The sequence below is a fragment of the Halomonas beimenensis genome (assembly GCF_002549795.1).
In the GTDB taxonomy this organism is placed as follows: Bacteria; Pseudomonadota; Gammaproteobacteria; order Pseudomonadales; family Halomonadaceae; genus Halomonas; species Halomonas beimenensis.
This window is the reverse complement of record NZ_CP021435.1, coordinates 447,978-471,917: the sequence shown is the minus strand read 5'-3', so window position 1 is coordinate 471,917 and position 23,940 is coordinate 447,978. Positions and strand designations below refer to the sequence as shown.

At 65.1% G+C, this 23,940-nt stretch carries 28 protein-coding genes and 1 tRNA gene; 21 read left to right on the top strand and 8 right to left on the bottom strand.

Going from position 1 to position 23,940, the window contains the following annotated elements; all coding sequences use genetic code 11:
- The first annotated feature begins 79 nt into the window (after window positions 1-79).
- Window positions 80-1,030, top strand: coding sequence for an IS481 family transposase (locus BEI_RS02280; RefSeq protein ID WP_097787988.1), 951 nt, complete (start codon window positions 80-82; stop codon window positions 1,028-1,030).
- On the opposite strand, the gene BEI_RS02275 is transcribed toward BEI_RS02280, so the two are convergent.
- The 3 genes from BEI_RS02275 to rnk all read right to left on the bottom strand — a co-directional run bounded on the left by BEI_RS02275 (window position 1,027) and on the right by rnk (window position 3,436).
- Window positions 1,027-2,226, bottom strand: coding sequence for an EAL domain-containing response regulator (locus BEI_RS02275; protein ID WP_097787987.1), 1,200 nt, complete (start codon window positions 2,224-2,226; stop codon window positions 1,027-1,029). The genes BEI_RS02280 and BEI_RS02275 overlap by 4 nt on opposite strands.
- A gap of 151 nt (window positions 2,227-2,377) precedes the next feature.
- Window positions 2,378-2,995 carry a LysE family translocator gene (locus BEI_RS02270; RefSeq protein WP_097787986.1) on the bottom strand — a complete coding sequence of 206 codons (618 nt, stop codon included), beginning with the start codon at window positions 2,993-2,995 and terminating at the stop codon, window positions 2,378-2,380.
- A gap of 33 nt (window positions 2,996-3,028) precedes the next feature.
- On the bottom strand, window positions 3,029-3,436 hold the full coding sequence (rnk, locus tag BEI_RS02265) for a nucleoside diphosphate kinase regulator (RefSeq protein WP_097787985.1): 408 nt from the start codon (window positions 3,434-3,436) through the stop codon (window positions 3,029-3,031).
- A 230-nt stretch (window positions 3,437-3,666) separates the two neighbouring features.
- On the opposite strand from rnk, the gene BEI_RS02260 reads away from it, so the two are divergent.
- Window positions 3,667-4,281 (top strand): exopolysaccharide biosynthesis protein, encoded by a 615-nt coding sequence (locus BEI_RS02260; protein ID WP_097787984.1) that lies wholly within the window; start codon window positions 3,667-3,669, stop codon window positions 4,279-4,281.
- 108 nt (window positions 4,282-4,389) lie between these two features.
- Here BEI_RS02260 and BEI_RS02255 read toward each other — a convergent pair whose 3' ends face one another.
- Both BEI_RS02255 and BEI_RS02250 read right to left on the bottom strand, forming a co-directional pair.
- On the bottom strand, window positions 4,390-4,836 hold the full coding sequence (locus BEI_RS02255; protein ID WP_227644545.1) for an ester cyclase: 447 nt from the start codon (window positions 4,834-4,836) through the stop codon (window positions 4,390-4,392).
- Window positions 4,837-5,007: 171 nt separating this feature from the next.
- Window positions 5,008-6,783 carry a hypothetical protein gene (locus BEI_RS02250; RefSeq protein WP_097787983.1) on the bottom strand — a complete coding sequence of 592 codons (1,776 nt, stop codon included), beginning with the start codon at window positions 6,781-6,783 and terminating at the stop codon, window positions 5,008-5,010.
- A gap of 172 nt (window positions 6,784-6,955) precedes the next feature.
- Between BEI_RS02250 and BEI_RS02245 the strand changes: the two genes are divergently transcribed.
- From BEI_RS02245 to BEI_RS02235, 3 genes are all read left to right on the top strand, one after another.
- Window positions 6,956-7,897, top strand: coding sequence for a homocysteine S-methyltransferase family protein (locus BEI_RS02245; RefSeq protein WP_097787982.1), 942 nt, complete (start codon window positions 6,956-6,958; stop codon window positions 7,895-7,897).
- Window positions 7,898-7,983: 86 nt separating this feature from the next.
- Window positions 7,984-8,583, top strand: coding sequence for a GNAT family N-acetyltransferase (locus BEI_RS02240; protein WP_097787981.1), 600 nt, complete (start codon window positions 7,984-7,986; stop codon window positions 8,581-8,583).
- Between the two features lie 149 nt (window positions 8,584-8,732).
- Complete coding sequence (locus BEI_RS02235; RefSeq protein WP_097787980.1) at window positions 8,733-9,887, top strand: glycosyltransferase; 1,155 nt, start codon at window positions 8,733-8,735, stop codon at window positions 9,885-9,887.
- 557 nt (window positions 9,888-10,444) lie between these two features.
- Here BEI_RS02235 and BEI_RS18880 read toward each other — a convergent pair.
- Both BEI_RS18880 and BEI_RS02230 read right to left on the bottom strand, forming a co-directional pair.
- The gene (locus BEI_RS18880; protein WP_153045755.1) at window positions 10,445-11,932 is read right to left on the bottom strand and encodes a hypothetical protein; all 1,488 of its coding nucleotides are present in this window, start codon (window positions 11,930-11,932) and stop codon (window positions 10,445-10,447) included.
- 154 nt (window positions 11,933-12,086) lie between these two features.
- Complete coding sequence (locus BEI_RS02230; protein WP_097787979.1) at window positions 12,087-12,371, bottom strand: helix-turn-helix transcriptional regulator; 285 nt, start codon at window positions 12,369-12,371, stop codon at window positions 12,087-12,089.
- Between the two features lie 110 nt (window positions 12,372-12,481).
- Between BEI_RS02230 and BEI_RS02225 the strand changes: the two genes are divergently transcribed.
- The 13 genes from BEI_RS02225 (at window position 12,482) to BEI_RS02160 (ending at window position 20,673) form a co-directional block, all read left to right on the top strand.
- A complete protein-coding gene (locus tag BEI_RS02225; protein WP_097787978.1) occupies window positions 12,482-12,688 on the top strand; it encodes a helix-turn-helix domain-containing protein in 207 nt (68 codons plus the stop codon).
- On the top strand, window positions 12,685-13,185 hold the full coding sequence (locus BEI_RS02220; protein ID WP_097787977.1) for a hypothetical protein: 501 nt from the start codon (window positions 12,685-12,687) through the stop codon (window positions 13,183-13,185). Before BEI_RS02225 ends, BEI_RS02220 begins: the two co-directional genes overlap by 4 nt.
- Before the next feature lie 41 nt (window positions 13,186-13,226).
- Complete coding sequence (locus tag BEI_RS02215; RefSeq protein ID WP_097787976.1) at window positions 13,227-13,718, top strand: hypothetical protein; 492 nt, start codon at window positions 13,227-13,229, stop codon at window positions 13,716-13,718.
- Between the two features lie 25 nt (window positions 13,719-13,743).
- Entirely contained in the window at window positions 13,744-13,962 is a 219-nt protein-coding gene (locus tag BEI_RS02210) for a hypothetical protein (RefSeq protein WP_097787975.1), read from the top strand.
- A 379-nt stretch (window positions 13,963-14,341) separates the two neighbouring features.
- Entirely contained in the window at window positions 14,342-14,674 is a 333-nt protein-coding gene (locus tag BEI_RS02200; RefSeq protein WP_097787973.1) for a hypothetical protein, read from the top strand.
- Window positions 14,671-14,886 (top strand): hypothetical protein, encoded by a 216-nt coding sequence (locus BEI_RS19105; protein ID WP_097787972.1) that lies wholly within the window; start codon window positions 14,671-14,673, stop codon window positions 14,884-14,886. The genes BEI_RS02200 and BEI_RS19105 overlap by 4 nt, the downstream gene beginning before the upstream one ends.
- A 5-nt stretch (window positions 14,887-14,891) precedes the next feature.
- Window positions 14,892-15,119: a major capsid protein gene (locus tag BEI_RS19100; protein ID WP_097787971.1), complete on the top strand. Its 228-nt coding sequence runs from the start codon at window positions 14,892-14,894 to the stop codon at window positions 15,117-15,119.
- 77 nt (window positions 15,120-15,196) lie between these two features.
- The gene (locus tag BEI_RS02185) at window positions 15,197-16,414 is read left to right on the top strand and encodes a virulence factor TspB C-terminal domain-related protein (RefSeq protein WP_153045753.1); all 1,218 of its coding nucleotides are present in this window, start codon (window positions 15,197-15,199) and stop codon (window positions 16,412-16,414) included.
- 2 nt (window positions 16,415-16,416) lie between these two features.
- Window positions 16,417-16,707 carry a hypothetical protein gene (locus BEI_RS02180; RefSeq protein WP_097787969.1) on the top strand — a complete coding sequence of 97 codons (291 nt, stop codon included), beginning with the start codon at window positions 16,417-16,419 and terminating at the stop codon, window positions 16,705-16,707.
- A gap of 1 nt (window position 16,708) precedes the next feature.
- On the top strand, window positions 16,709-17,551 hold the full coding sequence (locus tag BEI_RS02175; RefSeq protein WP_097787968.1) for a zonular occludens toxin domain-containing protein: 843 nt from the start codon (window positions 16,709-16,711) through the stop codon (window positions 17,549-17,551).
- Window positions 17,548-18,228 (top strand): TraX family protein, encoded by a 681-nt coding sequence (locus BEI_RS02170; protein ID WP_097787967.1) that lies wholly within the window; start codon window positions 17,548-17,550, stop codon window positions 18,226-18,228. The genes BEI_RS02175 and BEI_RS02170 overlap by 4 nt, the downstream gene beginning before the upstream one ends.
- 154 nt (window positions 18,229-18,382) lie before the next feature.
- Entirely contained in the window at window positions 18,383-19,675 is a 1,293-nt protein-coding gene (locus BEI_RS02165) for a hypothetical protein (protein WP_097787966.1), read from the top strand.
- Window positions 19,672-20,673 carry a phage integrase gene (locus BEI_RS02160; protein ID WP_097787965.1) on the top strand — a complete coding sequence of 334 codons (1,002 nt, stop codon included), beginning with the start codon at window positions 19,672-19,674 and terminating at the stop codon, window positions 20,671-20,673. Before BEI_RS02165 ends, BEI_RS02160 begins: the two co-directional genes overlap by 4 nt.
- 281 nt (window positions 20,674-20,954) lie before the next feature.
- Here BEI_RS02160 and BEI_RS02155 read toward each other — a convergent pair.
- Window positions 20,955-21,041 (bottom strand) — tRNA-Leu (locus BEI_RS02155).
- A 139-nt stretch (window positions 21,042-21,180) separates the two neighbouring features.
- Here BEI_RS02155 and queA point away from each other — a divergent pair.
- The 3 genes from queA (at window position 21,181) to yajC (ending at window position 23,905) form a co-directional block, all read left to right on the top strand.
- The gene (gene queA / locus BEI_RS02150; RefSeq protein ID WP_097787964.1) at window positions 21,181-22,221 is read left to right on the top strand and encodes a tRNA preQ1(34) S-adenosylmethionine ribosyltransferase-isomerase QueA; all 1,041 of its coding nucleotides are present in this window, start codon (window positions 21,181-21,183) and stop codon (window positions 22,219-22,221) included.
- Between the two features lie 145 nt (window positions 22,222-22,366).
- Window positions 22,367-23,485, top strand: coding sequence for a tRNA guanosine(34) transglycosylase Tgt (gene tgt / locus BEI_RS02145; protein WP_193765191.1), 1,119 nt, complete (start codon window positions 22,367-22,369; stop codon window positions 23,483-23,485).
- Between the two features lie 81 nt (window positions 23,486-23,566).
- Entirely contained in the window at window positions 23,567-23,905 is a 339-nt protein-coding gene (gene yajC / locus BEI_RS02140; protein ID WP_097787962.1) for a preprotein translocase subunit YajC, read from the top strand.
- Window positions 23,906-23,940: the final 35 nt, after the last annotated feature.

Here is a 23,940-nt window from a genome sequence, read left to right as displayed (position 1 = left end):
GATCTCTCGGTAGGTTGTTCATCCGGAACCTACCCGGACAATTGGAGGTGCGACCCAAACCAACCTCCAGGAGGCCCGGATGAACACCCATAAGAATGCCCGTCTCACAGTGCATGGTCGAGCCCTGCTGGTCCGCCGAGTCATCAGGGAAGGGCTTCGGCCAGCGGAGGTGGCCCAGGCGCAAGGCGTCAGTGTGCGGACGGTCTACAAGTGGGTACGCCGTTACAGGGACGAGGGCGAGGCCGGTCTCCTGGACCGTTCTTCTCGCCCATGCCGTTGTCCTCATGAGACCCCAGACGCGATCCGCGCGCAGGTCATCGCACGCCGCCGGCAGCGCCAGACCTACCGCCAGATTGCCGAACAGGTGGGCATCGGACACAGTACGGTCGCGCGACTCCTTGAGCGCGAGGGGCTGAATCGTCTCTCGGTCTTGGCGCCCGCTCCTCTCGAGAACCGCTACGAGCATGACGCCCCGGGAGAGCTCCTGCACCTGGACATCAAGAAGCTCGGCCGCTTCGAGCGCCCAGGGCATCGTGTCACCGGCAATCGCCAGCAGAACACACGAGGCGCTGGCTGGGAGTACGTCCATGTGGCCATCGACGACCACTCGCGAGTGGCCTTCAGCACCATCCTGCCGGATGAGACCAAGTGGAGCGCTTGCCGTGCGCTGCTGCAGGCCGTGCGGTACTACAGGCGTCTGGGGGTCCACTTTAGCCGGGTACTGACCGACAATGGCGGATGCTACAAGTCCAAGCCATTCCGCCGCCTGTGCCGCCGATTAGGGCTGAAACGCAAGCGCACTCGCCCCTTTACGCCCCGTACCAATGGCAAGGCAGAGCGGTTCATTCAAACCGCCCTGCGCGAATGGGCCTATGCCTGGTCTTATCAGAGCTCAGAGCAACGAGGCGAGCATCTGCCCGCCTGGCTCCACCAGTACAACTGGCATCGGCCACATGCCAGTCCGAATTATCAGCCTCCGATTAGTCGGCTGGGACTTTCCGTGAACAACCTGGTGGGTTTACACAGCTAGCCGACCGCCCCGGCCCGTGCCAGCGGCGAGGGACCCTCGGCCAGGGCCAACACCTCCGAGGCAGGCATCGGACGAGCCAGACCGAACCCCTGCACATGGGTGCAACCGAAGCGCTCCAGCGGAGCCAGGCAGGCCAGGTCCTCGACCCCCTCGGCGACCACCCGGATGCCCAGCCGGCGACCGAGCAACGCCACGGCCTCGACGATGGCCGCATCCTGGACGTCCTCGTGCAAGCGGCTGACGAAGCTGCGATCGACCTTCAGCTCGCTGATCGGCAGCAGCTGCAGCCGCGCCAGCGACGAGAACCCCACGCCGAAGTCGTCCACCGAGACTTCGAGCCCGGTGAGGTGCAGCCGGGTGGCCACCTCGCTGCCCAGCAGCTCGTCCTCCATGGACGAGGACTCGGTGATTTCCAGCACCAGCGGCGCCCCTCCCGCCGAATGCCAGCCGGCCCTGACCAGGGACACCAGCTCCGGGCACAGGAGATCATCGGGCGTGACGTTCATCGACAGCGAGAGATTGACGCCCGCCTCCCGCCACCGGGCGGCATCGGCCATGGCCAGCTGCAGGACGCGCCGGGTCAGCAGGCGGCCCTGCGCCGAAGTGAGCAAGGGCAGGAAATCCCCCGGGGCCAGCATCCCGGCCTCCGGGTGTGCCCAGCGCACCAGGGCCTCCACGCCGGAGAGGCGACGGGTCGCCAGGTCGAACTGGGGCTGGTAGTGGAGGATGAGTTCCTGGCGCTCGAAGGCGCGCTCCAGCTCGTCGTGCTGGAAGAGAGGGCGCCCCTTCTCGGGCCCGGCCGGCAAGGCCTGGCCCAGGCCGCTCAGCCGCTGGCGCAGCTCGGCGAGGCGCATGGGCTTGTCGAGCGAGGCCAGCATGTCGAGGCCCAGTGCCTCGCCCAGCCGCTCGGCGATGCGCGCCACCTTGCGCTCCACCCCGCTGAGCAGCAGGACCTTGCCCGCATAGCGGCACTCGGCCAGGCGTCGCAGCACGGCGATGCCGTCCTGGTCGCCGAAGGCCAGGCCCATGACGACCAGTTGCGGGCGCCGGGCCAGCACCTCGCCGACCAGGTGATGCGCATGGCGACAGTAGCGGGTTTCCACTCCCAGTACCCGAAGCTGGACCGCCAGGGCGGCGGCCGCGTCGGGATCATCCTCGAGCACCATCGCCAGCGCCGGAGAGGAAGACGCGTTCATGGGCGGGATATCCGGTCGATAGAGTCACTCAAGCGTAACAGCCCGTCGACCAACCGGCCCGGGCGCCGCCGTGATTGCCGTCAACGCAGGGCCGTCCGCCCGTCGGATGGCCCGGCGACCGGCGACACGCACTCTGGCGCCCCGTTGGCCCCTAGACGATGGGCCCGGCCACCACGCGCAACGCCAGCAACAGCAGCAGCAGCCCCGTGGCACGATTGATCCAGTGCGCCCGGGCCTGCAACCAGGGCAGCACCCGGGAATGGGAGAGGCTGACGGCCACCAGGACGTACCAGCCACCGTCGATGATCATGGCCGTCAGCACGATGATCGCCCGAGCGGCCAGGCTCATGTCCGGGGTGACGAACTGGCTGAGCAGGGCGACGAAGAAGAGGATCAGCTTGGGGTTGCCGAGCGCCACCAGCATGCCGTCCCGAGCCGCCTGGCACCCCGAGGTCGCCATGGCGTCGGGGTGCAGGGCCCCGGCTCGGCCGGCCCGCAGTGCCTTGATCCCCAACCACGCCAGATAGGCCGCCCCGGCCCAGGTGATCACCTGGAACAGCGTCGGGAAACCGACGATCAGCGCGCCCAGCCCCCAGACGGTCAGCAGGGCATAGAGCCCCACCCCCAGGGCATGGGCGAGGGCGGCCATCACGCCGGGCAGGCGCCCGCCCCCCAGGGTGTGGCGCAGCACCAGCGCCAGGCTCGGCCCCGGTGACATGGCTCCCATGGCACAGACGGCGGCCAGGGACATCCAGAGGGAAAACGGCATGGTCTTCTCCTTGTGTCATGACGAGGCCACGGCTCACCGGTGGTATTGTCTCGCCCGTTCGGGCTGCCACAGGATCGCGTCGATGCGCAGGCGAGAGACGCCGCCGGCCCGCTCGGGCCAGTCCACGACCTCCCCGACCCGCCGGCTGAACAGCGCCAGTCCGGCGGGGGACAGCACCGAGACACCATCCTCGACGTCGGCCAGGGAGCGCGGATAGACCAGGGTCCGGTCCAGTGACCGGCCGGTCTCCAGGTCGCTGCAACGGACCCGGCTGTTCATGCTGACCACGTCATCGGGCATCTCCTCGGGGTCGAGCACCTCGCCCCGAGCGAGCTCCGCCTCCAGGCGTCTTGCCAGGGCCCGCTCGCAGGCGCCTTCGTCGATGAGACACTGCAGTCGCTCGGCGTCCAGTCGATTGATGATCCGCGGTGAGCCCGGCATGCCAGGGACCTCCTTGTTCCCGTGTTTCGACCTCCCGGACACTCCCTCGGGAGGCCAACGAAAACAGTCCCGCCCCCGCAGGGGGGGAAGGACTGCCGTAGCCACCAGCTTACGCCATCCCGCCGCCCAGGGACAGGGAGGCGGCAGGCGGCTATCTCTCGGCATCGCGGGAGGAGTACACTGGCATCGCCCCGATCCCGGGGGCCATCCGAGCATCGACGGAATCCTCCATGGTCGACGAGTCCAGCGACGTTTCCCGCCACCCAGCCCCCCGCAACCTGACGATGCTGCTCGAGCGGGTGCAACATGCCGGTCGGCATGAGGCCGACGTCAGCCTCGAAGCCATCCTGGATGCCGCAGGCCGACGGTCCTTCGCCCCCTTCCTGCTGATCGCCGGGCTGATCACGCTGGCTCCCCTCGTCGGCGACATCCCGGGCGTGCCGACCCTGATGGCCAGCCTGGTGGTCCTCGTGGCCGGCCAACTGCTGCTGGGGCGACAACATCTCTGGCTCCCCCGCTGCCTCTTGTATCGACGGGTCTCGCGCCCCCGCTTCGTCCGCGTGGTGCAGTGGCTGAAGCGACCGGCCCGCTGGGTCGATCGCCTGCTCAAGCCCCGCCTGATGTGGCTGGCCCGGCCGCCGGCCCACCTGCCCGTCGCGCTGGTCTGTCTGCTGATCGGCCTGGCCATGCCGCCCATGGAGCTCGTGCCCTTCACCGCCAACGGCGCCGGCCTGGCCCTGACGCTCTTCGGTCTGGCCCTGCTCGCCGAGGACGGCCTGCTGGTCTTGATCGCCTATGCCCTCACCGGCGGCACCCTGGCCCTGGTGGTGGCCGGCCTGCTGTGACCCGCCGCCGGTCCGGGGCACGCCAGGATTCGACTGCCGTGCGACGCCTCGCGGCGGGTGGCGCAGCAAACCGCCGGGATGCCGTGAGTTCGGAGGAACGGGCAGCGATCAGCCACGGTCATCCGGTTTCCACAACCCGACCGGCTCGAGGTGTCCGAGTTGAATGAGGCCTGTCAACGAATCCCATTCGGTCCAGACCTCGGCGATGCGGCCATCGGCGAGCCGATAGATGCTGATCAAGTCCGCACTGAGGATCCGGCCCGAGGGCGGCAAGGAGCCCATGGGACCTTGCTGGGTCCCCTGGCAGCGGGAGTGGACGACGACCTTGTCCTCCTCCGCCACCAGGAAGTTGATGGTCTCCCGCCCATCGGGAAAGGTCTCGCTCTCTGCCCGGAGATACTTCAGCAATCGCTCCCTGGTGTCGATGTCGGCCTGCCCATGGGTGCTGCTGTGCCGAACGAAACCCGGTGCCAGCATTGCGCCGCACCTCTCCCAATCCTTGCCGTTTGCCGCATCGATGAATTCCCGCACGAGTCGCTTGTTCCTCTCGGTCATCGGAGTTCTCCCTGTCATCGCCGTAGCCGAGGGCAGACCGAAGCCGGGCTGCCGTCTGATACCCCGGTGGCGTTGGGAGACGCCTCGCATCGTGGGGCGCGAGGCCCGGTAGTTCGCCAGTCGCCCCCGTGACGACATCCGCCGGCGAGGGGCCACACGAGTGCGCCGGCCTCAGGTCGCGACGTCCCACCGGCAAGGCCGCTCGGGCTGGTAGCGACAGAAGGTTCCCGTCCGCACCGAATTCTCCAGGTGCCGTTGGAAGCCTGGGTGGGTCTTCCCGATGCGGCGAATCGCATGGCGGATTCGCCAGGTGACCGTCGAGCGTGCCCGTTCCGCGAGGTCGCCCATTCTTCGCCCTCGCCCGCCGACCCCCAGCGCCCGGGAGAGCTCTTCGACGAGCCGGTCGAGCTCGCTGCGCAGCTGCTCGGCACGGCCGAGATCGTTCATGTCCTCCGCCTCGGCCAGTGCCTCCTGGAGATCCCGGATGCGCTGCTTGACCTCCAGCCGACCGCGCTCGTCGAGCATCGTGTCGCCTCTGGCGGCTTCGCCCCGCCCGGCAAGATCGAGACAGTGAAACTCTTCGCCCGGGCGCGCCAGCAGCCGTGCCAGATCGTGCATGCCCTTCAGGTCGGGCAGCGTCATGACCTCGCCGTTGAAATGGACCCGCCAGCCATCGCCGTCGCGGCGTAGAACCTGGGTCGACGGTGTGACGCCGGATGCCGTGGAGGGCACAACGCCCGGCTGGGGTCCCCCCGATCCCGAGTGCAGGATTCCCAGCCCCTCGACGACCAGGTCGATGTCCTGCTGACGCCGGAAGGGATTGTAGGCGATGAGCCAGTCGAAGGCCTCACCGGGGGCGGGATCGCGCCCCTGCGTGATGCGGCGGCGGAACTCGGTCTCGAACAGCGCCAGGAAATGGCGCGCCTTGCCCCATCGACCGAGATGAGCGCTGGCGATGGCCGTGAAGGCGGGAATGTCGATGATCATCACCCCGGCGGCACGTTCGGCGATCGCCAGGGCGGCTTCGAACTCACGCATCACGAAGGAAGGAAAGGCCGCGTAAGCGTAGTAATAGTTGGGATGGTAGGGATTGAGGCGCATCGCCTTCTCGGCGTGAGCCTGCGCCATCTCGGGTCGCCCGAGGTAGACCTCCGCCGGCACCAGCTCGATCAGCAGCTCGGCATCATTCGGCGCCAGGGCGAGTGCCCGATCGATGTACCAGGCGGCAGCGGCAAATTCCCGTCGATACAGCAGGATGCGCCCGAGGACCAGGTGCAGCCAGGGGTCACGATCATCGAGCGCCAGGGCCCGGTGTGCCAGTCCGTAGGCACGCCGCCCGATGTCCTCGAATTCCTCCCAGAAGTCGCAGCTCCATTCGTTGAACCAGGACAGCGCCATGCCGCCGAGCGCCGGGGCGGAATCGGGGTCGCGCTCGAGCACCTGCCGAAAGAGGCCACGCGCCTCCTCGTCCGCCTCACGCGTGCCGGTCTTCAGAAGCGCGACGCCTCGCGCGATCAGTTCGAAGTCCTCCAGCGTCTCGGGGGAGCGGCGGCGGCTTCGCCGCACCACGTCGCCGAAGACCCGTGCCGAAAAGGTCGCCGCGAGACGCGCGGTCACCTCGTCGATCACGCCGGGGAGGTCATCCATGCGGAGTTCGAGCGTCTCGTGCCAGACGGGGGTGGCATCGGCTCCCACCACCAGCGCGACCCCGAGCCTCGGCGCCCCACCCACCGAGAGAAGCCGTCCGGTCAGCACATAGTCCGCCCCGAGCCGGCGTGCCGCCTCGGTCTCCGGCAGGTCCGCCACCGCGGCGGCCGACTGCGCGGCGATCACCTCGATTCCACCGAAGCGCGTCAGCTCACCGACGAGGGCCTCGCCGACCAGACGGGGGAACGACGCGTCCCCAGGCGGCTCGCCATGGCCACGGAATGGCAGTACGGCGATCATCGGCGCCGCCCTTGATCCATGATTCTCCGCACCCATCGCCATGCACCTCACATCGTGAGGCTCCTCCTCACGCCTTACGGGGCGAAAGACGGCTGAAGTACCGGACATGCTTCTAGTCTAGCGTGCCCGAGTCCTCCAGCCGGCTTCCCAAGCCCCACCAGAGGACGATGACATGGCGAAATACCGACATCACCTGCCCCAGCTCGACGGGGGCCTGTTCCTGACCGATGCGGGCATCGAGACGACGCTCATCTTCCATGAAGGCCAGAACCTGCCGCATTTCGCGGCTTTTCATCTGCTGAAGGACGAGGCCGGCACCGAGGTGCTGCGTGACTACTTCCGACGGCATGCGCGGATCGCGCGCGAGCACCGCACCGGCTTCATCCTGGAGAGCGCCACCTGGCGGTCGAGCCCGGATTGGGGGGAGCTGCTGGGGTATTCGGCCGAGGAACTCGACGCGGCGAACCGCCAGGCGATCGCCATGCTGGCCGACCTTCGTGCCGACTTCGAAACCCCAGAAACGCCCTGCGTGATCAGCGGCTGTATCGGCCCCCGAGGCGACGGCTACGACCCCGGCCAGGTCATGACGCCCGAGGAGGCGCAGGACTATCACGGCCGGCAGGCCCGGGTCTTCGCCGAGGCGGGCGCCGACATGATCACCGCGATCACCGCGACCAACGTCCCCGAGGCGGTCGGCATCGTGCGCGCCGCCCAGGCCGAAGGCATGCCCGTGGTCATCTCCTTCACGGTCGAGACCGACGGGCGGCTGCCGACCGGGCAGCCCCTGGCCGAGGCGATCGGTCTCGTCGACGAGGCGACCGGCAAGGGCCCGGCCTACTACATGATCAACTGTGCGCATCCGAGTCACTTCGCGGGCGTGCTGGGTAACGAGGGCTGGATCCGGCGGCTTCGCGGATTGCGTTGCAATGCCTCGAGGAAGAGCCATGCCGAGCTCGATGAGGCCGAGGAGCTCGATAGCGGCGACCCGGTGGAGTTGGGCGCCGACTACGGCAGCCTCCTGCAGCGCTTCCCGCACATCAACGTGCTCGGCGGCTGCTGCGGCACCGATCACCGGCATATCCAGCAGATCTGCGTCGCCTGCCAGGCGGCCTAGAGGATCGGGGCGGCGGCCACGTCGCCGCCCCGATCGAGGCGAAACCTCGGAGCGGACGACCTGCGCGGCATGGGAGGTGATAAACGATGAAATGGGTGAGTCAGTCGACCGAGCCCGGCTTCGATATCCGCTGGGCTCGGCGCGAGGATGCGATAGAGATCGCGCGGCTGTTCCTGATCTCCTCGGAGGGGCTCGCCGCCTACATCTGGGGGGGCCTGGCGGACGCCGGCCAATCGCTCGAGGGGATCGGCGCCCGGCGCTATGCCCGCGAAGGCGTGGCCTTTTCCTTCCAGAATTGCCTGCTCGCCACCCGTGGCCAGGAGATCCTGGGCATGATCCATGCCTTTCCGATGTCCGAACGTGCGCCGGGGGATGTCGAGGCCGATCCGGTGCTGCGGCCCTATGCCGAACTCGAGGATCCGGGCTCGCTCTACGTCTCGAGCCTGGCCGTCTACCCCCCTTACAGGGCGAGAGGGCTCGGCGGGGCATTGCTGGATTGCGCCCATACGCTCGCACTCAACCGGGCGCTACCTCGCCTTTCGCTCATCTGCTTCGAGGGCAACGCCGGCGCCCGCACCTTCTATGCGCATCGCGGCTTCCGAGTCGTGGACCGCCGCCGGATCGTTCCCCATCCTGCCCTGCACCGCCGGGACGGCGATGCACTGCTCATGGCCCGCCCGGCATGAGCCGGGGCGGCCGGATTCGCCACCCCGGGGTCGACGGCCTGGCCTGGCCGACGCGCGGCATGGAGCACAACGACGCGCACGCACGACCGTCACGTCCCGGTCATCCCGACGCCTTAGGGTGGCAAGGATCTCCGGCCTGGGCGTGTCCAATGAAGATCCTGATGCTCACCGACGTCTACTTTCCCCGGATCAACGGGGTATCCACCTCCATCGAAAGCTTCCGCCGGGCACTGGCACGGCGCGGCCACTCGGTCACGCTTGTCTGTCCCGCCTATCCGGTGGGCCAGGTGGAGGAACCCGCTGTGGTGCGGATCGCCTCCCGAGGCGTGCCGGGGGACCCCGAGGATCGCATGATGCGCTATCGCGACCTCCTGAGGCTGGGGTCCGCCCTGGCCGAGGAGGACTTCGACCTCATCCACGTGCAAACCCCTTTCGTGGCCCACCAGGCCGGCCTGGCGTTCGGCCGGCGGTTGGCCATCCCGGTGGTGATCACCTATCACACCCTGTTCGAGGCGTACCTGCAGCACTACGTGCCCTGGCTGCCGGCGGAGCTGCTGCGCTTCGCCGCGCGTCGGCTCACGGTGCGCCAGTGCCATCGGGTCAGCCGGGTGGTGGCGCCTTCCCGGGCCATGCGCGAGGCCCTGGAACGCTACGGGACCAGGACGCCGATCGACGTCATCCCCACCGGACTGTCACTGGAAAGCTTCCGCTCCCCTGAGGAGGATCCCGACTTCCGATCACGCTATGGCTTCGCCGAATCGGACCGACTGCTGCTGTTCGTGGGGAGGACGGCCCACGAGAAGAACATCGGCTTCCTGATCTCGATGCTGCCTCGAGTGCTCGCCCAACACCCGGAAGTGCGACTCGTCATCACCGGCGAGGGTCCCGCCCAGGTCGACCTCCAGCGCCTGGCCGAGCGAACCGGCGTGGGCGACAGGGTCACCTTCCTCGGTTACCTGGAACGCTGCGGTCCCTTGCAGGATGCCTACCGCGCCGCGGAGATCTTCGTGTTCAGTTCGCGTACCGAAACCCAAGGGTTGGTACTGCTCGAGGCCCTGGCGATGGGCACGCCGGTCGTCTCCACCGCCGTGATGGGGACTCGCGACGTCCTCCGGGAGGGTGAGGGCTGCCTGATCGCGAGTGAGGACCCGGAAGAGTTCGCCGAAAGGATCAATCGCGTGCTCGAGGAGCCTGCACTGCGTCAGCGGCTGAGCGAACGTGGGAAGGCCTACGCCGAACGCTGGAGCGAGGACCGCATGGCGGCCGCCTTGCTCCGCTGCTATGCACGAATCCTGCCCTCTTGAGGCGGTGTGGCTACGATGGCTCGCAAGTCCATTCGCCACCGCTGGGCAGGCACAGGGGTCGCCCGGGCGATGCCATCAAGCTCGCGCCCAGGATCCCGGCCAAGCGCAAGACTGAAAAAGCGGCCCATCGGGCCGCTGAAGCGGGGACTAATGTACCGACAGAAGGGACTAAGCGGTACAGCTTCATTAATCCATGGAAATTCAACAGACGAAATTTAAGAATAAGCTAATTTGATGGCGCTAATCACACTTTTGGCCGGTAACAGTCCTTCACCTCACCCGGTAGCAAGCGCGTGGTGTAGACAGAATGTAGAAAGGCTAAGGATTCTGAGAGGAATCAAGCGGGGAGGGGAAGCGATAAGTGCTTGATTCTAATGGTGCCGGTGGTCGGACTCGAACCGACACGCCCGTGAAGGCGGCGGATTTTGAAGGCGAGGGGGAGCATGCCAATGCATGCCAATATTTAGCAAAAACAAGAAGTTGAAAGCGCCATACCTGCTAACTCCTGCCTATTCTGGGCACTTCGGTTGACGCTTTGTTGACACGGCAGAAGCTGCTCACTCAATCACTATGACATGACAACCTTGCTTGTGATATTTTTCTTCTATTCTTCGTTTTTCTTCATCTAGATCCTCTTGCTTTACTGCTTCACCTTGCTTAACAGCCATTTTTTCTTCAAGCACCAACCGCCTATCCTTTAACGCATACACTCCATTATCTTTTTTACACGCTTCCCCCTGAAGAGTGTAAAAAGCACCTAACTTATAGTTTCCAACTGGGGCGGTTGAGATAAGAACACACACAACAGGGGCGTCAATATCCAAAGACTCATCATTAAGCCTGAACTCGACATTTATATCTCTATCATTACCACTCCAGTATTCAGCAAACTCGATTATGTGATCTTTATATTCAACAAGATCAACAAGCCTTGCGCTAACTTCAGAGGAGAGCCCAAAGTCCGCGACAACACTGATTATCTTCCTTACGGCTTCAATCTCTTTCAGATAAGAGACCCCCATCTCCTTGCCACATACATTAAACCCCATCTTGCTCTCAGCATCGAAAACAAGATCACAGTACAATAACTTTCCGTCTTCACCGACCCACTGCATGACCGAGAGAACTGAATACAGATCACTCAAAGACAAAAATTTTTCAGCATCAAGCGAAAAGGAACAATTCGCCTTCCCTAAGTGAGGATATATGAAAACCTCAAAAAACTCTCCTTCAACTCTTGCCGCTTTCATTTCATCCGGCACAAATTGATTAATTGGAGTTGTAAAAAACTTACATGGGAATGAAAAGCCAGGAGCGATTTTTTTATCTTTAAAAACCAGGCGACACTGGGCAGCCGGCTTAACATCTTGCATTTTTAGCTTTCCGCCTTGGCTATCCAGCATGGGGTCCTTTTCCTTATAACCAAAGCGCTTCTTAAAGCCAGTGATCTTATCTACATCTACTTCCCTATCTGCTCCCAATGACATTTCAATCAAGGACTTAACACTCTCAACCCCATTGGTTTGAAAATCAATAGTGACCTTTCCACTTTCAAACCCTGCGGACTGGAGATATTCCTTTTTCTTTTCTACGTAAGCCGAGAAATCCCCGCCAATATCTCCCAACAGCTTATCCTTTAAATCTTTACCACTAACACTCTCCAGCCTATGCTCTTCGCTATATCTAATTGTCATCTTCCGCTTATGAAGACGATCTTCATTACCAGCATCAATCTCTTTATAAACTCTCTTCAGGATCTTGAAAGCTAAAGATTCATCAACATGCAGAACGTATATGCGCTGCGCCTCCTCTTTCCCATCAAACTCAATGAAAACGTAAAAAGCTGGAGATGGGGTAGTCGCAAGCCGACGCAAGTTTGACAAAGATATATCTATTTTTTTACTTCTACCCCTTGTTGCTTTAACCTGAACTTTACATTCAGCTGCTGACTTATGCACATCAATCAGTGAGCAGCCAGGAACGAATGGGAACTCCACAATGAAATCCCACCCCATCTTATCAACAAGAGACTTATTAGCCACCATGTCTGTCCTGACGCACAGATTATGAAAGGTGGTCTCTCCCATCTCACCCAAATCACTCATAACTATTTAAACCTAAAAGCCAGACCTGACATATTATTAGCTTAACCGCTAATAAGCCTTCCACCCTGGAACCATTTGTCTCTAGCCTTCCTGGCTAGTCGGTATCCGTCCCTGTCTGCTTGAGCGTCTGCCGCGCCTTCTCGATCTCCGGGCTGATCTGCCCACACGACTCATCGGCCTGATCAGTCATCAGCCAAAGCGTGTACTTGCTAAAGCACTTGCTCACTTCAGCTAGAAGCTTCCCTGAGGGGCTACTCCTACCCGTCTCTACGTTTATAAGCGTCTGTTTTGGAACGTTTATAAGGTCACAAAAAGCCTGCCGCCCTAGCCCTTCGGCTTCACGGATCTCACGAACTTTTTTGCCAAGATCGCTTGACATGCGGTCATATCCGGATATATTCAGATTTAGATACGGTATCTAGATATGGATACCTTCAGCTTTGACTACTACCTGAAGCCTAACACAGGCAACCAAAGGCAGGTGACGACATGGAAGACACACAAGCGCCCCAGGTCCCGGCCAACGTGCCCCTGATGACCATCGAGCGTTTCGCCGAGCTCTCCGGCCTCGAACAGGGGGTGGTCTACGGCCACATCCGTAACGGTCACCTGCCCGCCATGAAGGTCGGCAAGTACCGCATGATCAACATTGCCCTGCTGCAACGGCAGTGCCTCCAACAGGAGGACTGGGCATGATCACCTTCCGCACCGTCACCGACTCCCTGGGTACCGTCACCTTCTTCCAGGTCGAGGGCCGCGAAGCCGGCTACATCGACCAGAACCGCCATACCGGCACCTGGACCGTCTTCTTCGCCGACATGGCCGACGCCCCCGCCGGCGTCTTCCTGGAGCGCTCCACCGCTCCCGGTATCCTGGGCGTGTTCGCCCCCGGCCTCACCTCCCGAGAGGTCGCCTTGTCCCTGGTCCGCCGTGCCTACGCCCCGGCTGCCACCGCTTCACCCCGTAGCGTCCCCGCGCCTTTGGCCCGCCACGTCGCCCCGCTGCTCCTGTCCCGTCCGGCTGGGACGACCGAGCGGGCCCCTTTTTTCGACGCTGCCTCGTCCCCTGCCCAACAGGGGTTCGGGTCTGGGGTGAAAACGTCCGCCCAGGACCTGCTCCCCAGGCTGCGAACCGAAACGAATCTCCGATTCGTGAGGGTCGTAGCCCGACAACCGAAGGGCGTCAGCGCCTGAATCGACCAGATCGCGACAGGCAGGAACACGGAGGCACCGGCATGAGCTTTGACATTCGCTTCGAGAACGAACGCACCCGGGAAGGCTGCACCCTCCTGGACGTCCACTTCATCGCCCCCAGCTACCAGGCCGCCACCGGCATCGTCGCCGGCGGCCAGGCCCAGCTCATCACCTGCTCTGGCAACGACGTCGCCACGATCCTCGGCTCTGACCTCCTGGGCTGGGACGTGGTGCTGGGCAAGCGCATCACTCCCGACCAACTCGACGGCATCCAGCCCCCCGGGGTCGCCATCGTCACCCGTGACGACGGCGGCGTCTCGGCTCGCGGCTTCGCCACCCTGGAGGCCGCCAAGCGCTTCACCGTCCACGTCTACGAAGCCTTCTACGAAGCGTTTTACCTCGGCTTCGGCGCCTACGCCCTGGACGACGCCCCGGCCTCCGATTCCCCCCGTAGCGTCCCGGCCCCTGCGGCTCACGACGCCGCGCCGTTGCCCCTGTCCCGTCCCGGATACTCCCAGGGCATCAGCGCCTGATCCACCCCCACCCGAGGAACACCCCATGACCCACGCCACCGGCAAGAAACAGTCGATCCGCGTGTTCCTGGACGCCGCCGACTACGGCCGCTACCTCGTCCAGGCCGGCACGCACCACGTCACCCCCTCCGCCCTGGGCGAGCTGCTCATCCAGGACGGTCTCGAGCGCCTGGAGCGCGGCGACCTGCACGCCCTGGGCCTGGGCACCGATCGGCCCGCCGCTCAAGGCTCTGGAGCCAACTGATGTTTTCCCCTGCCCGTCACCCGTCGCCCATCGGTCGCACGGCTCCCCGAGTCGGCGTCCTGGGCCCCGTCAAGGGCGAGGGGGCGAGCGCAGCGAGCGCCCTTGACGGGGGCCACGGCGGCGACTGCCGTGCGGCCCGACCGAGGGGCAGGGTGGCGCGGCAGGGGGACCCCTGCCCGGAGCCCCGAGCCTTGAGGGAGCGGGCCAGCCGCTGCCTCCACGGCCGGGATCCGGGCAAGGCCGCGCTCCTCTACCGCCTCGCCGAGTACTACAGCCGGGAGCTGGATGGTCAGTCCCCGGAAACCACCGAGCTAGCGGCTCTCGCTGAGCATTGCGAACAGCTCACACGCCACGCAGCCAAGAAAGGAAGGACACAGCCATGATCAACACCATCCAAGCCCGCGTCATCGGCGCCATGCGCTACTCCATGGACAACGGCGTCAAGGGCGCCAAGCTCACCGTCATGAACGAGGCCGACGCCAACAATGAGAACCGCGTCGGCTACGAGGTCGCCACCATCTCGGCCCCCTACGAGATCCTCGACCAGATCCGCCCCTACGCCGCGAACATGCCGTGCAACCTGGAGATTGACGCCGAGATGCGCACCACCGGCGGCAAGATCACCATGCACGCCATCGCCGTGCGCAAGCCCGCCGCCAGCGGCCAGCCCCAGGCCGCTCCCGCCGAACCCAAGCAGGCCGCCAAGTCATGAAGGTGCAGGTCTGCCGCGACTTCGACGATTCCACGGGCACCTGTTCGGTGCCCCTGGAATGGGTCGACGCCGCCGAACTCGTCAGGGCTGGCACGCAGCCCTGGTTGAGTGTCGAGGACGCCATTCGGGTCGCCCTCGCCATCGGAATGGTCTGGGCCGCCGCCTGGGCCATTCGGGCCATCGCCCAGCAAATCCACGCCCACTTGAGGTAACCGCTATGAAAACCTTCGTCGCCAAGAAGATCCGCCGCATCGCCCTCGCTCCCCTCGCCCTGGTGTCCGGGGCCGCCCTGGCCACCGAGCCGGCGACCCCGGTGGTCGACACCACCGAACTGGTCACCACCATCGAATCGGCCACCGGCCCCGTCTCCGACGTCGGCATCGCCGTGCTCTCGGTGCTGGCCACCGTGATGGTGTTCTTCCTGATTCGCCGCGTGATGCGCTGAACCGGGTCGAGCCCTACCGCCCACTCCCCCGGGCCCCTACGGGGGCCCGTTTCGATTCACCGACAGGACCCGAGGCCATGACCCATGCTCGAACTTTCCCCCGGTATGTTGGTATTGCTGGCCTTGTTGCCGGCCTTCTGGCTCCTGTTTCATCACTAGCCGCCGTCAACACCAACGGCATCGAGATCCTCTCCACCACCGCCACCGGCGTGAAGAACGGCCAGTACATCGAGGCCGCCGCCAGCGTGGCGTATCAGCACGTCAACACCGCCGAGCGGATCTATACCCGGCAGGTGGTCCCTGTGGCTCGTTCCACGTTGCGCAAGGGCGCGCTCGCGGCCCTTGGCCGAGGGTTGATGCATCCCGGCCTACAACTGGCCATCGCCGCCGCCGGCTGGGCCTGGTCCATGCAGGACGGCATCCACGAGGCCGGCACCGGCGAGAGCCAGCCCGTCACCTCTCCGGATTGGTCCGAGTGGAGCGAGATCCCTGGTGTGTCCTCGCAGTGCCCCGACGCCCTCTATACCGTCCAGGAGTGGGGCGCCAAGTACGTCAACGATGCCTGGTGGATGGGCTACACCTATGCCGTCCCCTACACGGAGTCCTCCGACCCCTTCGTGAACAACTGCACCAATCTCGAACCGGAGGGCGGCTACTTTCCCACCCTGCATTTCCATCCGGTGATTCAGAAGGCGGAATACACCGGCGGCTCGGTCGATTCCACGCTGGAAACCGAGCCGGTCCTCGTCCCCGAGTCGGACTATGGCCAGCTGGACGAGCACCTGCCGAGCACCATCGTCGACGACCTCTGGTTCGACGACGAATCTCCCTACCCCTGGGAATGGGCCGACACCAACGACGCCATCGATCCCAAGCTGAACGACATCGAGGACGCCAAGGGCTCCTCACCACCCGAGGTCCGTCAGAAGGCCAAGGCCTGGGCCGAGAACGTCGCCGCCAGCCTGGAAGGCAAGGAACCGCCCAACCCCGATACCGATGCCGACGGCAAGACCGCCGACGAAGCGATGTATGAGAGCACGCAGGAACCGATCCCGCCGTTCGGCGAGGTAGAGCCCGAATGGCAGGTGGAGACCATCGACTCCCTGCCCGACTACGACATCGGCCTCGGCAGTGGCAGTTGTCCGGCGCCGACCGCGATCACCCTGCCCGCCCCCTTCAACTCGGTGATTGAACTCGACTGGCAGCCCGTCTGCGACTTCGCCTCGATGATCCGCGGGGCCGTCATCGCCGTCTGCATGATCCTGTCGCTCTACATCGTCTTGAGGAGTGCCTAACCATGCCCGCTATCCTCGTCTCCATCCTCTCCGGCTTCGCCACCTTCCTGGTCGGCTCGCTCATGGCCCGGGTCGCCGGCCTGGTCGTGTTCACCACCATCGGCGCCGTGGTCATCTCGGGCCTGCTCTCCCAGGCCTCGTCCTTCCTGGGCCAGTCCGGCCAGGTGCTGTGGTTCATCCAGCTCGCCGGCTTCGACGTGGGCCTCTCGTCCATCGGCTCGGCCCTGCTGCTGCGCGCCACCATGAACGCCTGGAGCCTCAAGCCCAGCGCCGCCATCACCGGAGGCAAGTGATATGTCCATCCACCTGATCACCGCCGTGCCCGGCGCCGGCAAGACCCTGCGGGCGATCTGGATGACGCTGAGGCTCATGCACGAACACCCCGAGCGCCCGGTGTTCTCCAACATCAACGGTTGGACCCGCGCCGCCCCGATCCCCGACGAATGGATGGACTGCCCCGACGGGGCGATCATCGTCCTGGACGAGTGCCAGCAACGATGGCGCCGCTACCGCAACACCGGCACCCCGCCCCCCGAGATCGCCGAGCTGGAAACCCACCGGCACCGGGGGATCGACTTCATCCTCACCTGCCAGAACCCCTCCCAGGTCACCAGCGACGTCCGCGCCCTGGTCGAGGTCCACGAGCACCTCATGCGCCGGGGCAAGATGGGTGGCGCCCTGGTCTACCGCTTCGAGGGCGTGTGTCACACCAACCCCATGACCCACAAGGGCGACGCCGACTGCGAAGTCTCGATCTGGAAGCACCCCAAGGAAGTGTTCGCCGAGTACACCTCGGCCTCGATCCACACCGGCAAGCGCCGCCTGCCCCGGATCCTGATCATCGCCCCCTTCGTCTTCCTGGGCTCGGCGCTGTGCGTGGCCTACGCCGCCAACTCGGTGTCCGGCTTCCTGGGCGGCGAGGAAGAATCGGCCCAGGGAGCCCCCCAGGCCGCCCGCACCATCAGCCCGACCAGCCAGGCCGAGCCCGAGATCGTCACCGCGCATGCCGGCTCGATCTTCGACGGCGCCTGTCGGCTCTACGACCAGGACGGCAAGCCGATCCGCACCACCATCCCCGACTGTTTCAACGCCATGGAACGCGGGCTTCCCCTCGACGTGGAGGTACTCGACCTATGACCACGACCACCCTGACCGCCGCTCCCCCCCTGGCCCGATCCCTGCCGACCTGGCTGCCCCTGGTCCAGGGCCTGGCCATCGCCACCATGGCCGTCGATCACGTCAGCCTCTGGCTAGTGAGCGGTGACCTACCGGCTCTCCTGCGTCTCACCCTGGGTCGCTTCGCCCTGCCCATGTTCTGTTTCATGGTGGCGTGGCACGCCTTGCACTCGACCAATGCCCGCCGCTACGCCGACCGGATCCTGTTCATCGCCCTGGCCGCCCAGCTCCCGTTCCTGGCACTGCGCGGGGAAGTCCTGGGCAACATCTGCTTCACCCTCGCCGCCGCCGCCTACCTGGTGGCCTATCACCGGCACCGGGATCCCGTCGCCCTGGTCGCCGGCGTGCTGCTGGCCGGCTTCACCTGGCTCAACGAATACGGCCCGCTGGCCCTGGGCCTCATCGTCGCCTTCATGCTGGCGATCCGCTGGCCGATCGCCTGGCTCGTCCCGCTCCTGGTGTGGCCGGTGCTCCAGTACGGTCCGAGCCTGTCCGCCGTCTCGGCCTTCCTGGGCGTGGCCCTGCTGCTCGCCCTGGTGACCACTTGCTTACCGCCGATGCGCCTGCCCCGGCCGCTCACCCGCTGGTTCTATCCCGCGCACCTCTGGTTGATCTACCTGCTCCGGGGGCTGGCATGACGGCCCGTGCGTGCGGCGCCGGGAGAGGACGCTTGCGACCGCATCCCCGCGCCGCACGCGCGGGCCCGGCGAGACCATCCCTGTAACACGTCTCGCAGAATGACACCGAAGCGTGTCGAAACCTGCCACTACTGACCAATAGGTGGTTTTCGAAATGAAGCGTTGGGATCGCTATTCCAGGGAATCGCTGGAGACGGGGGAACGGGACCCGCTCGGCAACCTGTTCATCAGTGCCAGGGGCCAGGTGAACATGGACCAGGTGAAGCTCCTGCACGCGGGCGTGGATACCGTCCGCCAGCTCTACCGGGGACTCCCCTACCTGCCTCAGTTCGACAAGATCATCAGCGTCTACCAGGAGGGTCGTGGGGCCACCATCGACCTGTTCGGCCATACCTGGGCCGTGGGGGCCGGCGCTGCCGGCTCCGGCTTCCGCTACCGCCTCCAGAACAACGACCTGGGCGTGATCGTGTTCTTCCAGGCCCGGCACGTGAAGACCGAGAACGTCGGCACCCACGTCAAGATCGAGCTCTCGCCCCACTACCTCCACGAGCGCAGCCCCGAGGACTGCCAGAAGCTCATGGACATGATCGCCTGCTGTCTCCTCGAGCACGTCGAGCATGCCGGCTGCGCCGTCCACCTCGCCCTGGACGTCCAGGGCTGGGAGCCTCCCAAGGACTTCATGGATCGCTTCGTGACCCGCTCCAAGAAGGTCATGAAGATCGACGGCATCGACTCCCTGAGCTTCGACCACGGCAACATCGCCACCACCTACGGACGCGCCGAAACCCTCATGTTCGGCACCGCCGGAGCCCTGCAGTGCGCGATCTACAACAAGACCAAGGAGGCCCATCACCGCGACAAGCTGCACTTCTGGCAGGGCGTGTGGGCCAATGCCACGAACGACGACCTGGCCCAGGTCTACGACCCCGAGCGGGACGTCTGGCGCATCGAGATGCGCTTTCACCAGTCGGTGCTCGCCGAGTTTGCCCGCGGGATCCCGTGCAACGTCGACACCGGCGAGGTCCTGGACGACGCCCACGGCTTCCACCGCTTCACCGACACCATCCCGCATCTCACCGGGATTTGGCGCAGCGCCATGCAGAGCTATCGCCTGGACGCCACCCGCAACCTCATCGACCCCGCCTGGCAACTGTTTCAGGACGATCCCCGGTTCTTCGCCCACGCCCCCAGCTTCATGTACAAGCGGGCGCGCAAGGAACCCGGCCTGGGAAACGAGAAAAACGTCTGCCTGGCCTTCGGTAACCTCATCTCGATTTACGCCCGCCAGGGCTTCGGCACCCACCAGGCCATCGACTTCCTCAAGGCATCCGGCATGTGGGAGGACCTGGAGCACTACTACCGCCGCCGGGGGATCAATAGCAGCGCCTTCCGCCAGCTGGTCGAGCAGAAGCTGGTGGAGCGACGATTGCTAGGCAAGGCGGCATGATCAGGAAGGTAAAGACCGGCTGGCAGGTCGACCTCCAACCAGGAGGGCGCGATGGCCGTCGTGTGCGCCGGATCTTTAAGACTCAGGGCGAGGCCAAGCGCTTCCATGACTTCGTGCTGGGCAAGGCCGCCATGGGGGAACCCTATGGCCCCAAGAAGCGGGATCGGCGCCGTCTCAAGGACTTGGTGCAGCTGTGGTACGACTGCCACGGCGTCACCCTCAAGGACGGCAAGCGTCGCTGCTCGCAGATGCTGGCCCTGGCCGAGATGATGGGCAACCCGGTTGCCACCACCCTCACGCCCATGGACGCCATCCGGTTCCGCAAGCAACGCCTCGCCGACGGGATCCACCCCAACACGGTCAACCATGACCAGGCCCACCTTCGGGCCGTCTTCAACCGCCTGACTCGACTCGGCGAGTGGGACGGCTCGAACCCCTTCGCCCAGGTCCAGCCGCTGCGCCTGGATGAACCGGATCTGACCTACCTCACCGAAGACGAGATCGCCCGGTTGCTCCAGGTCCTTGAGGACTCCCCGAACCCCGACGTGTTGCTCATCACCCGGCTCTGCCTGGCCACCGGCGCCCGCTGGAGTGAGGCGCAGACCCTGCGCGCCGAGATGCTGCGAGATGGCCGCGTGACCTATACCGCCACCAAGAACCGCCGCAACCGCACCATCCCGCTCCCTGACGACCTCTACCAGGACCTGGTGGAGCACGGGCCCAGGGTAGGCCGCCTGTTTCGCACGAACGCATACAAGGCGTTCTCGGCCGGGATCGTCGACGCGGAGATCTACCTCCCTCGTGGGCAACGCACCCACGTACTCCGGCATACCTTCGCCAGCCACTTCATGATGAACGGCGGGGACGTGCTGACCCTCCAGAAGATCCTTGGGCACCAGACCATCACCATGACGATGCGTTATGCCCATCTCTCCCCGGATCACCTGGCCGACGCCATCAAGTTCGCGCCCAGGATCCCGGCCAAGCGCAAGGCATAAAAAAAGCGGCCCAAGCTGGGCCGCTGAAGCGGGGACTAATTGCCAGCGGGGTCACCGGCTATTTAATTAGGCCACGCGCATATAACGAGCTAAAAGCCAATAAGCTGTGTTAGAAAACACTTATTCAAGGTTTTGAGGCATCAGCCTGGGATGGCGATTCGGTTGGATCCGACACCCATCGGCCCACACCGATGCGTCGAAATTCCGTCGTCATTCCGTTGACACTTTAGGAGATACTGAATCAGAACAAGCACAAGGAGGGATGTAAGTGCTTGATTTCATGGTGCCGGTGGTCGGACTCGAACCGACACGCCCGTGAAGGCGGCGGATTTTGAATCCGCTGCGTCTACCAATTCCGCCACACCGGCAACGGCGGTGCATTATACGTGGGCGATGCAGCAGGTCAATCGCGGACCCTGACTTCGCGGCAAGGAGCAGGTATCCTTGTCGGCTTGCCAGGGCTCGCCCGAGCCGCCGTCCATCCCGTCTTCCGGAACGTTTCGCCCCATGCAGCGCGCCGATTTCCATTACGAGCTTCCCGAGGCGCTGATCGCCCGCTACCCCTCCGAGCAACGCAGCGACTGCCGGCTGCTGTGCGTCGACGGCGGGAGCGGCGAGCTGGCGCATCGCCGTTTCCCCGACCTGCTCGAGATCCTCGAGCCGGGAGACCTCCTGGTGTTCAACGACACCCGCGTGATCCCGGCCCGGCTGCACGGCCACAAGGCCAGTGGCGGGCGCGTGGAGATGCTGCTGGAGCGTCCGCTGGACGCCCACCGCGGCCTGGCCCACCTTCGCGCCAGCAAGTCGCCCAAGCCCGGTACCGAGCTGGAGTTCGAAAGCGGCATCCGGGCCGTCGTCGAGGGCCGCCGCGAGGCGCTGTTCGAGCTGCGCTTCCTCGGCGATACGCCGCTGATCGCGCTGCTCGAGCGTCACGGCCACATGCCGCTGCCGCCCTACATCACCCGCGAGGACGAGCTCGCCGACCGCGACCGCTACCAGACCGTCTATGCCCGTCGCGACGGCGCCGTGGCCGCGCCCACCGCGGGGCTGCACTTCGACGAGCCGCTGCTCGAGGCGCTGGCCGACAAGGGCGTGGAGAGCGCCTTCGTCACCCTGCACGTGGGGGCCGGCACCTTCCAGCCGGTGCGCGCCGACGACATTCGCGACCACGAGATGCACAGCGAATGGATCGAGGTGAACGAGACGGTCTGTGACCAGGTACGCGCCGCCCGGGCCCGGGGCAACCGGGTGATCGCCGTGGGCACCACCAGCGTGCGCTGCCTGGAGTCCGCCTGCCTGAAGAGCGCCGACGGCGAGATCGCCCCCTACCGCGGCGAGACCGATATCTTCATCTACCCGGGCTACGAGTGGCGCGTGGTCGATGCCCTGGTCACCAATTTCCACCTGCCGGAGTCGACCCTGCTGATGCTGGTGGCCTCCTTCGCCGGCTTCGAGACGGTCATGGCCGCCTATCGCGAGGCCGTCCGGGAGCGCTATGCCTTCTTCAGTTATGGCGACGCCATGTTCCTCACCCGCAAGACGCCCTGAGTTCGGCCATGCCGCCTTGAACGCTGTCTCAAGAGACTCATTTACTTCAGTAAATTCCGTGTCTTTCGACAGCGGTTGCCTGACCTGACCTTCCTCAGGGCGCCTTGTCCCAGCATTGAGATATTCCATGCGCGATGAATGTTTCATGACCTTCGAGCACCTGGCCAGCGATGGCCGGGCGCGACGCGGGCGCCTCAGCTTCCCGCGAGGCACCGTGGAAACCCCCGCCTTCATGCCGGTGGGCACCTACGGCACCGTCAAGGGCATGACGCCCCAGTCGGTGAAGGAGATCGGCGCCGAGATCATCCTCGGCAACACCTTTCACCTCTGGCTGCGCCCGGGCACCGAGGTGATCGAGGGCCACGGCGACCTGCACGACTTCGCCCAGTGGGACAAGCCGATCCTCACCGACTCCGGCGGCTTCCAGGTGTTCTCGCTCGGCGAGATGCGCAAGATCACCGAGGAGGGCGTGCACTTCCGCTCGCCGGTGGACGGCTCCAGGGTGTTCATGGGCCCCGAGGAGTCCATGGCCGTGCAGCGCTCGCTGGGCTCGGACATCGTGATGATCTTCGACGAGTGCACCCCCTACCCCGCCTCTCTCGAGGAGGCCCGGCGCTCCATGGAAATGTCGCTGCGCTGGGCGAGGCGTTCCCGGGACGCTCACGGCGACTCGCCCTCGGCGCTGTTCGGCATCATCCAGGGCGGCATGTACCCCGAGCTTCGTGAGCAGTCGCTCAAGGGCCTCGAGGCGATCGGCTTCGACGGCTACGCCATCGGCGGCCTCTCGGTGGGCGAGCCCAAGGAGGAGATGCTGGCGGTGCTCGACTACCTCCCCGAGTGGATGCCGGCGGACAAGCCGCGCTACCTGATGGGCGTAGGCAAGCCGGAAGACCTGGTGGAGGGGGTGCGCCGGGGCGTCGACATGTTCGACTGCGTGATGCCGACCCGCAACGCCCGCAACGGTCACCTGTTCACCGGCGAGGGGACCATCAAGATCCGCAACGCCAAGCACCGCCACGACACCCGGCCCCTGGACGAGGACTGCGACTGTTACACCTGCCAGCACTTCTCGCGGGCCTACCTGCACCACCTCGACCGCTGCGGCGAGATGCTCGGCTCGATGCTCAATACCATCCATAACCTGCGCCATTACCAGCGCCTGATGGCCGGTTTGCGCGGTGCTATCGAAGCGGGTACATTGGCCCACTTCGTGGATGGGTTCTACGCGCAGCGCGGCCTGCCGGTCCCGCCCGCACCGAATTGATCGGCGGCCGGTCCCCCGCGACCGGCCCCGAGCGCCGATGGACGGCGCCTTGTTACCCCGCGACTCAGGAGATCGTCGTACATGTTGGACTTCTTCATTTCCCCGGCCCTGGCCCAGGACGCCGGCGCCGCCCCGGGCGGCGGCATCGCCCAGATCGTGATGCTGGTCGGCTTCGTGCTGATCTTCTACTTCCTGCTGTGGCGCCCCCAGGCCAAGCGGGCCAAGCAGCACAAGCAGCTGGTCAGCAACCTCTCCAAGGGTGACGAGATCGTCATCGGCGGCGGCATGCTGGGCCGCATCACCAAGGTCAGCGACGACAGCGAGTTCCTGACCATGGAGATCTCCGAGGGCACCGAGGTCAACGTGCAGAAGAACGCCGTGGCCGCCGTCCTGCCCAAGGGCACGCTCAAGTCCATCTGACCGGGCGTTCCCGCCCCGCGCCGCCCGGCGGCGCG